This is a genomic window from Stenotrophomonas sp. Steno-Z2 (assembly GCF_056393235.1).
This window is the reverse complement of sequence record NZ_JBWJOY010000002.1, coordinates 284450-297511: the sequence shown is the minus strand read 5'-3', so window position 1 is coordinate 297511 and position 13062 is coordinate 284450. Positions and strand designations below refer to the sequence as shown.

Below are 13062 nucleotides of genomic sequence, written 5' to 3'. Positions count from 1 at the left end.
ATCAGCGCAGCACGCCGGGCAGGCCCGGGGCCTGGTTCAGGCTGTTGCGGGATTTCACCTCGAAGCTGCGCTGTTTCTTCTCTTCGGGCGTGGCCTTGACCGTGCCTTCCAGTTCGTAGAACAGCGAGCGGCCGCCGGCCAGGGCGTCGGCCATGACGATGCGCGCCGGCGAGGAAGGCTGCAGCCGGACCTTGACCACGTCGGCCGATTCCGGGCCGATGGACAGCCCGGGGGCGGCGGCGAGGGTGCCGGCGGTTTCGTCGCCGACCTTCATCGCCAGCGACACGTCGTCGAAGCGCATCGGCATCGAGCTGTAGTTGCGCAGGCGCAGCTCCACGTCCCAGCTGCCGTCGCTGGCGACGGTGAGCTGCTGGATGCCGGCGGCGGGCTCGGAAACCCGCTTCACCACGCCGCCGCCGCAGGAAGCGAGGGCAAGGCTGAGAACTGCGGTCAGGACGTACTGTGGGCGAAAACGCATACTACTCGGTCCTCGGGGTCCGGAGGGATCGTCCAAAGGATACTACGCCGTATGGCGGGCGTGGCCGGGGGGCGGCGGTGCGGCCGATGGCGGAACTTTTCCGCGGGCTCATCTAGGCATGTCAGGAGACCGACAACGTCGCCGCATTCGCATATACCGGAGAGGGGTTCATCAATGCGTTCATTCAAGTTGTTGCCGCTGGCAAGCGCGATCCGTGGCGGGCTGGCCGCCGTGGCGCTGTGCGTGGCCATGCCGGCGCTCGCCGCACCGCCGCAGTTCGATATCGAGGGCGGCCGCATCGAAGAGGTGCTGCCTGAATTCGCCCGCCAGGCGGGCCTGCAGATCATCGCGCCGGCGGCCATGGGCGAGGAGGGGCGGATCGAGGTCGGACAACTGAAGGGGCAGATGGACCCGCGGCAGGCGCTGAACCGGCTGCTCGACGGCACCGGGCTCACCATCGCCTCGGACGATGGCCGCACCATCACCCTGCGCGCCGCCGCGCCGATGCTGGCCTCGCTCGGCGGCCTGGGCGGCCTGGCCGTGGCGCAGGCCGCCGAGCCCGAGCCGGTGGCACCGGCGGCGCAGGAAACGCCGGCCAACGGCCCGGTGAACACGCTGGACCAGATCACCGTGGTCGGCAGCCAGATCAAGGGCAGCAAGTCGGCGGCGATCCTGCCGGTGGCCACCCTGCAGGCCGAACAGATCGAAGCCACCGGCGCGGTCTCCGGCGACGACCTGTACCGCTCCATCCCGCAGATGGGCAACGTCACCTTCAGCGGCACCAACGGCGGCAACAGCTCCAACTACGCGCGCGGCGACATCGCCTCGGTCAACCTGCGCGGCCTGGGCGTGGGCAATACCCTGCTGCTGATCAACGGACGCCGCACCGTGGTGCACCCCACCAGCCAGGCCGACGGCAACCTGGTGCCGGTGCTGACCTACAACGCCAACACCGTGCCGGTGGCCAACCTGCGCCGGGTCGAGGTGCTGCTCGACGGCGCCGCCGCGATCTACGGCACCGACGCGGTGGCCGGCGTGGTCAACAACGTGCTGCGCGACGACATGGACGGCGGCACCCTCAGCGTGCAGAAGGGCGTCGGCGAAGGCACCAACCTGAGCGACGTGTCGGTCAACGGCATGTGGGGCAAGAACTCCGAGGACCTGCGCTCCAACGTCACCATCGCCTTCAACTACTACAACACCACCGGCCTGAATTCGCTGGACCAGGACTGGACCCGCAACGCCAACCGCATCGACGACTTCGCCGGTACGCCGTATGAAGGCCTGGCCGGCGTGGACAACCGCAACACCAACAGTCCGTGGGGCAATTTCACCGTCAACGGCCCGCGCGTATCGCAGGACGGCAAGTGGCTGACCACCGCCGCCGGCGCCTTCCACGTCAAGCCGACCAGCAACGGCAATTGCGGCGCGACCATCGGCGACGGCCTGTGCGTGCAGTCCGGCAGCAAGGCGACTTCCGGCGCCGACGCCAACCTGCGCGACAACCACCAGTCGCTGTATCCGGTGTCGATCGCGCCGGACGTACGCCGCATCAACCTGTTCGCCACCGGCAAGCACGATTTCGAGAACGGCCTGTCGCTGTTCAGCGAGGCCGGCCTGTACGACTCGCGTGCCTACAGCCTGCAGAACGGCGTCAACACCATTTCCTCGCTGCCGATGACGGTGGCCGCCAGCAATTACTGGAACCCGTTCGGCGCCATGTACCTGCCCGACGGCACGCTCAACCCGAACCGCCTGCAGGGCCTGAACATCGGCCCGGATGGCCTGCCGGTGACGATCACCAGCTACCGCTTCGAGCGCCCGACCCGGATCGAGGTCAAGAACACCCAGGTGCGTGCGCTGGCCGGCCTGCGCGGTTACCACTTCGGTTTCGACTGGGAAAGCGCGGCGCTGTACTCCAGGGCCAAGGTGGTCGACACCCAGGACGCGGTGAGCATGACCCTGTTCCAGCAGGCGCTGGCCGATCCGACCTCGGCGGCCTACAACCCGTTCTGCGGCGGCTGCAACGACTGGAGCAAGCTGGACCGGTTCTTCTACAAGGCCAAGCGCAAGAGCGAGACCGAGCTGTACCTGTGGGACTTCAAGGCCTCGCGCCCGGACCTGTTCCGCACCTGGGCCGGCGAAGTCGGCATGGCGGCCGGCGTGGAAGTGCGCCATGAAACCCAGCGCGACGACCGCGACGCGCACGTCGACGGTTCGCTGGCCTTCACCGACGCGATCACCGGCGTCCAGTACCCCAGCGACATGTACGGCGTCAGCCCGACCCCGGACACCTACGGTTCGCGCACCGTCGCCGGCGTGTTCGCCGAGTTCTCGGTGCCGCTGGTGTCGCCCGGCATGGACATCCCGCTGGTCCGTTCGCTGGACCTGCAGGTGGCCGGCCGCGCCGAGCGCTACAACGACTTCGGCAACGTCGCCAAGCCGAAGCTGGCGCTGGGCTGGCAGATCATCGACGGCCTGACCGTGCGCTCGTCCTGGGCCAAGGGCTTCCGCGCGCCGAACCTGGAGCAGGTCAACGCCACCATGGTCAGCCGTTCCAACAGCCGCACCGACTGGATCCAGTGCCTGGCCGACGTGCGCAGCGGCGCCCAGGCCTCGATGGCCGGCTGCAAGGGCTACACCGCCTCGACCACCGCGCGGCGCTCGGGCAACCCGGACCTGAAGCCGGAAACCTCGACCAACACCAGCGCCGGCATCGTGTTCCAGCCGCAGTTCATCCCCGAGGACTTCGGCCGCTTCACCTTCGCCGTGGATTACTACAAGTACGAGCAGGAAGGCATCATCGGCCTGTTCGGCGAGGGCAACGCGCTGATCCTGGACTACGTGCTGCGCCAGCAGGGCAGCAGCAACGCCGACGTGGTGCGCGCCGACCCGACCGCCGACGACATCGCGCGCTACTCCGGCACCGGCCTGGACGCGGCGGGCAAGGTGCTCTACGTCAAGGACCAGTACGTCAACCTGGAGCCGCAGACCGTGCGCGGCGTGGACTACACCTTCAGCTGGGCCTCGCCGGAAACCCGTGCCGGGCGTTTCGACGTGTCGCTCAACGGCACCCGCCTGATCGAGTTCTACCGCCAGCGCTCGCCGGCGCTGCAGGCGCTGGAAGACGCCAAGGGCAGCGGCCTGGTCGATCCGTCGATCCGCGTCACCGGCGGCGGCAACCTGATCGGCAGCGGCGGCAACCCGCAGTGGAAGTGGTCCGGCACCCTGACCTGGCGCTACCAGCAGCTGACCGTCGGCGCCAGCGCGCGCTACAGCAGCTCGTTCGTGGAGAACGGCCTGGTGCTGGCCGACGGCACGCCGTGGACGGTGAAGTCGCAGACGCTGGCCAATGCCTTCGTCAAGTACGACCTCAAGGGCGACGGCTGGATGGACGGGCTGTCGCTGAAGGTCGGCGCCAACAACCTGGCCAACAAGCGCCCGCCGGTCTCCAGCGACGCGTTCGGCTATTCCTCGGCGGTGTACCAGGCCTATCCGCGCTACTGGTACGTCAACGTGACCAAGGCGTTCTGATGATCCATTGTGCTGTTCGTGGAAACGCCCGGCGCAGGCCGGGCACCGCGCCGGTGTCACCATGACGGCGGCACTGGCGGCGGAGCGTTCGCTGTGGCTGGCCGAGCACGTACTGCCGTGCGAGCCGGCGCTGCGCGACTGGCTGCAGCGGCGCCTGCCGGTGCACCAGGACGTGGATGACGTGATCCAGGAGACCTACGCCATCCTGGCGGCGATGGCGGACGTGTCCCACGTGCGCCAGCCGCGCGCCTACGTGTACTCGGTGGCGCAGTCGGTGGTGCTGCAGCAGCTGCGGCGCGCGCAGGTGGTGTCGATCGAGGCGGTGGCCGAGATCGAGCGGGTGGCCACCAGCGGCGAGGAGGCGTGTCCGGAGCGGACCGCGTCCTCGCGGCAGGAACTGGCGCGGATCGGCGCGCTGATCGACAGCCTGCCGGACAAGTGCCGCGAGGCCTTCGTCCTGCGCCGGGTCGAGGGCTACTCGCAGCGCGAGATCGCCCAGCGCATGCGGATCAGCGAGAACACCGTGGAGAAACACATCTGCAAGGGAATCCGGGTACTGATGGATTCGATGAAGCGCGACGGGACGGACGTGGAAGAGGGCAGGGACAGGCTCGGAGCTGGAGGAACGCGACATGCGCGCACACGATGAACGCAGCATCGACGATATCGCGGCGGCCTGGGTCGCGCGCGAGGACCGCGCCGCGCTGGGCGCCGGGGAGATGGCCGCGCGCGATGCCTGGCTGCAGGCCGACGTGCGCCACTTCGGCGCCTATGCGCGGGCCCATGCCGTGCTGGCGCGCACCGCCCGCGCCCGCGCGCTGTCCAGCGGCGTGGCGCCGGCGACGGACGTCGTGCCGTCGCGGCCGCGTTTCGGGCGCTCGCGGCGGCTGCTGCGCTGGGCGGTGGGCGCGGCTGCGGTGCTCAGCCTGCTGGCGATCGGCGTGCATCGCCAGGACGACGATGCCGAGTACTACGCCACGCGCAAGGGCGAGATCCTGCGCGTGCCGCTGCAGGACGGCTCGGCGATCACCCTGGATTCGGATTCGCAGGTGCGCGTGCGCTACACCGGCACGCGCCGCAACATCACCCTGCTGCAGGGCGAGGCGCTGTTCGACGTGGCCAAGAACCCCGGCCGGCCGTTCGTGGTGCGAGCGCAGGAGACCGACGTGACCGCGGTGGGCACCAGCTTCGCGGTCAGCCTCAACGAGCGCCGCAGCGGCGGCGTCGAGGTGCTGGTGCGCGAGGGCGTGGTCGACGTGGCCGACACCCAGGGCGCGGTGGCGCCGGCGCGGCTGCTGGCCAATTACCGCGCGCTGGCCAACCGCAGCCATGGCATCCGCATCGAGCCCGTTCCCAGCGAGGACCTGGAGCAGCAGCTGGCCTGGCGCGAGGGCATGCTGTCCTTCAACGGCGACACGCTCTCGGTGGCGGCCGCGCAGTTCCTGCGCTACAGCGACACCCGCATCGTCATCGACGATCCGGTGGTCGGCAGCCGCCGCATCGTCGGCCTGTACTCGGCCAGCGACCCGCTGGGCTTCGCCCGCAGCGTCGCCCTGAGCCTGGGGCTGGTGGTCGAGCAGCAGGGCAAGGTGGTGCGCCTGCGCACGCCGGAGAGCGCGCCGCACGCGGCGCATTCCATGCAATGACTCTGGATTGAAGACATGAACAGAAACTCCCGGCGCGCCCGCGCGCTCGCACTGCTCACCGCGCTGCTGCTGTCCGCCGGACAGGCCTGCGTGGCCGCCACGTCCGCCAACACGGCGCTGCTGATCCGCGGGGCGATGGTGTTCGACGGCACCGGCCGCCCGGCCTATCCGGCCAGCGTGTTGGTGGAGGACGGCAGGATCGCCGCCATCGCCGGCGCCGGCGAAACGCTGGCCGCGCCCAGGGGCGCGCGCGTGGTGGACGCCCGCGGGCAGGCGCTGCTGCCCGGCCTGTTCGACCTGCACACGCACTGGACGCCCAACGCGCGCCCGGCCGAGCTGCCGCAGGTCGCCAACCTGTACATGGCCGCCGGCGTCACCACGGTCAGCGATTTCCACGAGCCGCCGGAGGCCTACGCGCCGCGTCGCGCGTGGCTGGCCGACATCGCCGCGCCGGACGTGAAGTTCGCCGCGCGCATGAGCACGCCGCTGGGCCATGGCGCCGACTGGGGCGACGAGAACACCACGCGCTGGGTGAATTCGCCCGAGGCCGCGCGCGCCGGCGTGCGCGCCGTCGCCGCCTACCGGCCCGATTTCATCAAGGCCTTCACCGACGGCTGGCGCTATTCCAACGCCGCCGACAACAGCAGCATGGACGAGGAAACCCTGGCCGCGCTGGTGGACGAGGCGCACAGGCACGGCCTGAAGGTGTTCACCCACACGGTGATGGTCAAGCGCGGCAAGGTCGCCGCGCGCGCCGGCGTGGACGTGATCGCGCACAGCGTGCAGGACACGCCGGTGGACGAGGAACTGGTGCGGCTGATGCGCGAGCACGGCACCGCCTACGCGCCCTCGCTGGCGGTCTACCTGCCCGAGCGCGTGGACGGCAGCGGCAGGTCCGGCGCGCGCCCGGAGGTGCTGCGGCAGCGCGAGCGCAACTTCGCCAATGCCCTGCACAACGTCAAGGCGCTGCACGATGCCGGCATCCCGGTGGTGGTCGGCACCGACGCCGGCATGACCGGCACGCCGCACGGCGCATCGACCCTGCGCGAGCTGGAACTGCTGGTCGATGCCGGGCTGACCCCGGCCGAGGCGCTGCTGGCCGGCACCGCCAACAGCGCCCGCGCGCTGGGCGTGGACGACCGCGGCACCTTGGAAGTCGGCAAGCGTGCCGACCTGCTGCTGGTGAAGGGCCGGCCGTGGGAGCGCATCGGCGACATCCGCAATACCGAGCGGGTCTATGTCGCCGGCCGCCAGGTGCACGGCGAGGGCATGCGGCTGCCGGCCGGCAACCGTGCGCTGTCGCTGCCGGCGCAGCCGGTGGCGGCGCTGGTCGACGATTTCGAGCGCGCCGACGGTCGCACCGCGCTGGACACGCTGCGCATCGACGAGGCCGACGGCGGCAACGACCGCACCGTGCAGGTGAGCGAAGTCGTGGCCCGCGAGAGCGGCGGCAACGCGCTGTCGGTGCAGGCCCGCCTGTCCACCAAGCCGACCGCCTATGCCGCGGCGATCCTGCCGTTGAGCCGTGGCTCGGTCGCGCCCGTGGACCTGCGCGCCTACCGCGGCATCCGCTTCGACGTGCGCGGCGGCACGCCGGCGCTGCGGCTGGAGGCGCGGGCGCTGGGCGACCGGCGTTTCGTCGCGCCGCTCCAGGCCGGGCCGCAGTGGCGCACGGTGGAGATCCCGTTCTCCGCGCTGCAGGGACAGCCGCCGTACCGCGCCAAGGGGCCGGTGGCCGAATGGAAGGGCGACGACGTGCAGCAGCTGGTGTTTTCCGCCGGCGGCGAAGCCGGCCAGAAGATCTGGTTCGAGATCGACAACGTCAGCTTCTATTGAGTACACAACCCTTGTAGGAGCGACTTCAGTCGCGATCGGGCTTTCCCGGCAAAGCCCCAATCGCGACTGAAGTCGCTCCTACGGGAACCCTCGGGTCTGAAGGCTTTGTCCGGTCCAGGATTTTCTGGGGTCCGGCAGGAACGGAGACAGGCGATGAAACAGGGACTGCTTGCCGGCGCGCTGCTGCTGGCGACACTTGCCGCCGGCACCAGCGCTGGCGAGGGCGACGTGCTCGCCCACCTCGATGCCTACGCCACCCGCCAGGCCGAGGTCGGCCGGCTGCTGTGGCAGCAGCCCGAACTGGGCTACCTGGAGGAACGTTCCTCGCGCCTGCTGCAGCAGGAACTGCGCCAGGCCGGCTTCCGCATCGAGGCCGGCGTGGCCGGCATGCCGACCGCGTTCGTCGCCTCCTACGGCACGCGCGGCAGCGGCCCGGTGATCGCGCTGCTGGCCGAGATGGACGCGCTGCCCGGCATGGCGCAGGCGGCCGAACCGGTGCGCATGCCCATCGCCGGGCAGGACGCGGGCCAGGCCTGCGGCCACAACCTGTTCGGCGCGGCGTCGGTGGGCGCGGCGCGCGCCATCGCGCAGTGGCTCAAGGCCAGCGGCACGCCGGGCGAGGTGCGCCTGTACGGTACGCCGGCCGAGGAGGGCGGTTCGGGCAAGGTCTATCTGACCCGCGCCGGCCTGTTCGACGACGTGGACGTGGTGCTGCACTGGCACCCGGCGTCGGAGAACTCGGCCGCGCAGGGCACCAGCCTGGCCAACATCAGCGGCAAGTTCCGTTTCCACGGCGTCGCCGCGCACGCGGCCATCGCGCCGGACCGCGGCCGCTCCGCGCTGGACGCGGTGGAAGCGTTCAACCACATGGCCAACCTGATGCGCGAACACGTGCCCGACGGCACCCGCATCCACTACGTGATCAGCAATGGCGGCAGCGCGCCCAACGTGGTGCCGGATCTCGCCGAGGCCTACTACTACGTGCGCCACGTCGATCCGGCGGTGGTGCGCGACGTGTTCGAGCGCCTGCGCAGGGCCGCCGACGGCGCCGCGATGGGCACCGGCACCACGGTCGAGTTCGAACAGACCGGCGGCGTGTTCTCGCTGCTGCCCAACGACACGCTGGGGCAGGTAATGCAGGCGGCGCTGGAACAGGTGGGCGGCGTGCGCTACGACGCCCGGGAACAGGCCTTCGCCGGAAAGCTGCAGCAGAACCTGGAGCGACGGCCGCCGCTGGAGACGGCGATGCAGCTGCAGCCGTACCGCGCCGATGTGGCCGGCAGCGCATCCACCGACGTCGGCGACGTCAGCTGGAACGTGCCGACCGCGGGGCTGAGCACCGCCACCTGGGTGCCCGGCACGCCGGCGCACAGCTGGCAGGCGGTGGCAGCCTCCGGCGCCAGCATCGGCGCCAAGGGCGCATTGAATGCCTCCAGGGCGATGGCGCTGGCCGCGGTGCGGCTGTTCCAGTCGCCGGACAGCGTGCGCGCCGCCAGGGACGAGTTCGAGCGGCGGCGTGGCGCGCAGTTCCGCTACGTCCCGCTGCTGCAGCGCGAAGCGCCGCCGCTGGACTACCGGCGCAGGCCGTCCGCGCCATGACCGCCGCCGGTCGTCATTCGACCGGCGCCATCACCTTCAGCGGCGCCAGGTCGTAGCCCATGTCGGTGGCCTGGCGCTTGAGCCGTTCGAGCAGGGCGCCGTCCATCGACGGCGTGCGCGACAGGATCCACAGGTACTTGCGCCCCGGTTCGCCGACCATCGCCCACTGGTAGTCCGGGTCCAGCGCGATCACCCAGTAGTCGGCCCATGCCCAGGGCAGCCACGACAGCCAGTCCGGCGCGAAGCGCACCTGCAGGCGGCCGGGGTGCCCGGCCACCGTGCGCGCGATGCCTTCGGCCTCGATCATGCCGCCATCGCCGGTGCGGCAGCGGTTGAGCACGCTGATGCGGCCATCGGCGCGCAGCCGGTAGCTTGCGGTGATGTCGGCCACGCAGTTCTTCTGGAACGACACCGGCAGGTGCGCGATTTCGTGCCACTGGCCGGCATAGCGGTCCAGCTCGAAGCGTTCGACCGATTCGACCGGCGATGCCGCCAGCGCGGTGGTGGCGAGCAGCAGCGACAGCGGCAGGGACAGGAGCAGGCGATGGCGCATGGGCTGGCCTCCGGGATTGGGACGCAGGCTATGCAAAGCCGGGCGTGGTGAAGTAAATGTTTTGTTGCCGCCGTCCGTGGCGGCAACCCTCCGGGCCATCGACGGGCGATGTCAGGAACCGCTCCGGGCGGTTCCTTTGTTGCCGCCTTCCACCTGCTGGAAGCAGCCGTTGCCGGGCACCGCGAAAAAACTTTCCGGTGGCGCTTGCCGAAACCGGAAGACATCCGTATCATGCGCGTCCTCGCCGGCGGGAACGTCGCGAAAACAAAGTGGCCGGGTAGCTCAGTTGGTAGAGCAGGGGATTGAAAATCCCCGTGTCGGGGGTTCGATTCCCTCCCCGGCCACCACGAATCCGAAGGGCCTGCAGAAATGCAGGCCCTTTTCATTTGCGCGGGCGCCTGCCGTTTGTGTGATCGCACCGCTACATGGCGGCGGACCTGCGGGCTAAAGTGGCCGTGATTCCGGGCCGGTTCGCAAACGGGGACGCGGGGAATGACGATGGCGATGGACCTGCGCAAACTGATACTGGCCCTGGTCCTGCTGGGGGCCTTCCTGCCGTTCGTCAACACGCTCCACGCCAGCTACCAGGTACAGCGGCAGCAACTGCTGGACAGCACCCTGGAAAGCAACCTGGCGTACGCGACCAAGCTCGCCAAGAGCACCGACGACTTCATCCAGTCGGCGCAACTGCAGCTGGAATACACCGCGCAGCTGCTGGTCGGGCAGATGGACGATGCCGAAAAGCTCGGCAGGGAAGCGGCGCGGCTGCGGCTGATGAGCAAGAGCTTCAATTCCATCGTCATCTTCGACGACACCGGCAAGGTGCTGGCGACCTCGCCGGAAACGCTGCAGCTGCAGGGCAAGATCCTCGCCAGCGCCGCGGTCAGGGAGTCGATCCGCACCCGCCGTCCGCTCATCAGCAAGCCCTATCTTTCGGCGACCGGCAATTTCATCGTGCTCATGGTCAGCCCGATCCACGACCCGCAGCGCGGCTTCCTCGGCGCGATCGGCGGCGCCATCCACCTGCAGAAGGAAAACATCCTCGACCGCCTGCTGGGCCGGCACTTCTACCACGACGGTTCCTACCTGTTCGTGGTCGACGGCGACGGGCAGATCATCTACCACCCCGACGGCGGCCGCATCGGCAAGGTGATACACGGCAACCGGGCCATCGACGAGGTGACCCGTGGCGGCAGCGGGACGGCGTCGGTCATCAACAGCAAGGGGATTCCGATGCTCGCCGGCTATGCGCCGGTCGCCGCCACCGGCTGGGGGGTGATCGCCCAGCGCCCGCGCGATGTCACCCTGGCGCCGCTGACCTCGCTGATGCGTACCGTGTTCTTCAAAACGCTGCCGCTGGCCGCGCTGACGGTGCTGCTGCTGTGGTGGTGCGCGCGCGTCATCGCCCACCCGCTGCACATGCTCGCCGACGGCGCGCGCACCATGGACCAGCCGGAAACCCCGCAGCGCATCCGCTCGGTGCGCTCCTGGTATTTCGAATCGCGCGAACTGAAGAAGGCGATGCTGCTGGGCATCGGCCTGTTCCAGAAGAGCATCAGCAAGCTGCGCGAGGACGTGAACACCGACCCGCTGACCGGGCTGGGCAACCGCCGCCACCTGCAGGCCCGGCTGCAGGAACTGCAGGAACAGGCGACCCCGTTCGCGGTCGTCTCGCTGGACATCGACCATTTCAAGCGGGTCAACGACACCTGGGGGCACGACGTCGGCGACCTGGTCCTCAAACAGCTGGCCATGCATCTGCAGGACGTGTCGCGCGTGGACGACGTGCCGTGCCGGGTCGGCGGCGAGGAGTTCCTGCTGCTGTTGCCCGGCGCGTCCGTGGCCAGCGCCGCGCAGGTCGCCGAGCGGCTGCGCCGGCAGGTCGAACGGGCCAGCATGCCGCCGGTCGGGCAGGTGACCGTCTCGCTCGGCGTGGCCGGCTGGCCGGAAAGCAGCCCGGACATCGCCGCCGTATTCAAGAACGCCGACGAAATGCTGTACGCGGCCAAGCATGGCGGCCGCAACCGGGTCATGGCCCAGGCGCCGCCGGCCTGAGCCGCCGTGCGCCCGCGTTTCCCTTGCCACGAACAAGAAAAAACCCCGGGGGATACCCGGGGTTCTTCTGTTTGGTGGAGCCAGGGAGGATCGAACTCCCGACCTCGTCATTGCGAACGACGCGCTCTCCCAGCTGAGCTATGGCCCCGTATTTCACGGTGATCGCAGTGCGCTGGATGAGGGTGGGACCCCGCCAGCCGTATGACTGCTTCACATGGCCCGCGAATTCTAACGCGATGCCGGCGCCGCCGCCAAGAGGGGCTGCAGCAGCGCCTGCAGCTGGTCGCGTCGCCAGCCGCCGAGCGCGGCCGGCCAGTCGCCGCCTTCCAGCAGCGCTTCCAGGTGCCGGCGCGAGGCGAGCAGGCCGTCGGGCAGGCCGAGTTCGGCGGTGCGGCGCGCCACCGCGTCCTGCAGGCGCTTGAGCGCGGCCTTGTTGCCATCGGTGGCGGCCAGCGCCTGCGGCGCCTGGTCTTCGTCGGGCAGCGGCGTCTGCAGGGCCTGCCACACGGCCTGCGCGAGCTTGCGCGGCGCCTTGGGGAAACGTTCGAACAGCCGCAGCAAAGCGTCGTAATCGGCCGGGGGCGTGCGCGCCAGCGCCGTGGCCAGTTCGTTGTCCAGGATCCAGCTGCGCGGCCGGTCGCTGTGCCGGGCCTGCTGGTCGCGCCAGCGCAGCAGGCGCAGCAGGCGGCGCTGCGCATCCGCTTCCAGGAACTGCGCCGCGCGCATGGACAGGTGCGGCCAGCGTTCGGGCTCATCGTGGTCGACCGACGCCAGCAGGCGCTGCGCGTCGTCCTGCAGCCAGTCGCGGCGGCCGAGCTCGCGCAGGCGCGCGTCGATCGCGTCGTGCAGCGCGAACAGGTATTCGACATCGTCGGCGGCGTACTCCAGCTGCGCGTCCGACAACGGCCGGCGCATCCAGTCCGAGCGGGTCTCGCCCTTGGGCAGGACCACGCCGGTGACCTGCGCCACCAGCTTCTGGTAGCCCATGCCGCCGCCGATGCCGGCCAGCGCGGCGCCGATCTGGGTGTCGAACAGCGGCCGCGGCAGGGCGCCGCAGGCGCACTTGAACGCGACCAGGTCCTCGCTGGCGCTGTGCATGACCTTGAGGATCGAGGCGTCTTCCAGCCACGGGCGCAGGGCATCGGCCATGCCCGGTACCAGCGGGTCGATCAGCAGGATGTCATCGCCTACCGCCATCTGCACCAGCGCCAGTTGCGGCCAGTAGGTGCGTTCGCGGATGAATTCGGTGTCCAGCCCGATGCGGCCGGGGCGCTGGCGGTAGCGCTCTTCCAGTTCCGCCGGGTGTTTGATCCAGTGCGCCACGTCCATTCCATCAACTGCAGGGTTTGCCCAGGCAGGCG

General features: G+C 70.0%; 9 protein-coding genes and 2 tRNA genes. 7 read left to right on the top strand and 4 right to left on the bottom strand.

Features of this window, described 5'->3' with window-relative positions; translation table 11 throughout:
• Position 1: 1 nt before the first annotated feature.
• Positions 2-478 carry an LEA/WHy family protein gene (locus AC06FP_RS06415; RefSeq protein WP_456119074.1) on the bottom strand — a complete coding sequence of 159 codons (477 nt, stop codon included), beginning with the start codon at positions 476-478 and terminating at the stop codon, positions 2-4.
• A gap of 174 nt (positions 479-652) precedes the next feature.
• Between AC06FP_RS06415 and AC06FP_RS06410 the strand changes: the two genes are divergently transcribed.
• The 5 genes from AC06FP_RS06410 (at position 653) to AC06FP_RS06390 (ending at position 9093) form a co-directional block, all read left to right on the top strand.
• Positions 653-4012, top strand: coding sequence for a TonB-dependent receptor (locus AC06FP_RS06410; protein ID WP_478074945.1), 3360 nt, complete (start codon positions 653-655; stop codon positions 4010-4012).
• A gap of 61 nt (positions 4013-4073) precedes the next feature.
• The gene (locus tag AC06FP_RS06405; protein ID WP_478074944.1) at positions 4074-4661 is read left to right on the top strand and encodes an RNA polymerase sigma factor; all 588 of its coding nucleotides are present in this window, start codon (positions 4074-4076) and stop codon (positions 4659-4661) included.
• On the top strand, positions 4645-5658 hold the full coding sequence (locus tag AC06FP_RS06400; RefSeq protein WP_478074943.1) for a FecR family protein: 1014 nt from the start codon (positions 4645-4647) through the stop codon (positions 5656-5658). The genes AC06FP_RS06405 and AC06FP_RS06400 overlap by 17 nt, the downstream gene beginning before the upstream one ends.
• 15 nt (positions 5659-5673) lie before the next feature.
• Positions 5674-7494, top strand: coding sequence for an amidohydrolase family protein (locus AC06FP_RS06395; protein ID WP_478074942.1), 1821 nt, complete (start codon positions 5674-5676; stop codon positions 7492-7494).
• 153 nt (positions 7495-7647) lie between these two features.
• Positions 7648-9093, top strand: coding sequence for an amidohydrolase (locus AC06FP_RS06390; protein WP_478074941.1), 1446 nt, complete (start codon positions 7648-7650; stop codon positions 9091-9093).
• Positions 9094-9106: 13 nt separating this feature from the next.
• Here AC06FP_RS06390 and AC06FP_RS06385 read toward each other — a convergent pair whose 3' ends face one another.
• Complete coding sequence (locus tag AC06FP_RS06385) at positions 9107-9646, bottom strand: lipocalin family protein (protein ID WP_478074940.1); 540 nt, start codon at positions 9644-9646, stop codon at positions 9107-9109.
• Between the two features lie 271 nt (positions 9647-9917).
• Between AC06FP_RS06385 and AC06FP_RS06380 the strand changes: the two genes are divergently transcribed.
• Both AC06FP_RS06380 and AC06FP_RS06375 read left to right on the top strand, forming a co-directional pair.
• Positions 9918-9993: transfer RNA gene (locus tag AC06FP_RS06380), tRNA-Phe, on the top strand.
• 157 nt (positions 9994-10150) lie between these two features.
• The gene (locus AC06FP_RS06375; RefSeq protein ID WP_478074939.1) at positions 10151-11701 is read left to right on the top strand and encodes a sensor domain-containing diguanylate cyclase; all 1551 of its coding nucleotides are present in this window, start codon (positions 10151-10153) and stop codon (positions 11699-11701) included.
• Positions 11702-11773: 72 nt separating this feature from the next.
• Here AC06FP_RS06375 and AC06FP_RS06370 read toward each other — a convergent pair.
• Together AC06FP_RS06370 and rnd are read right to left on the bottom strand one after the other, a co-directional pair.
• A tRNA-Ala gene (locus tag AC06FP_RS06370) sits at positions 11774-11849 on the bottom strand.
• An 80-nt stretch (positions 11850-11929) separates the two neighbouring features.
• Positions 11930-13024, bottom strand: coding sequence for a ribonuclease D (rnd, locus tag AC06FP_RS06365; RefSeq protein ID WP_456119085.1), 1095 nt, complete (start codon positions 13022-13024; stop codon positions 11930-11932).
• Positions 13025-13062: the final 38 nt, after the last annotated feature.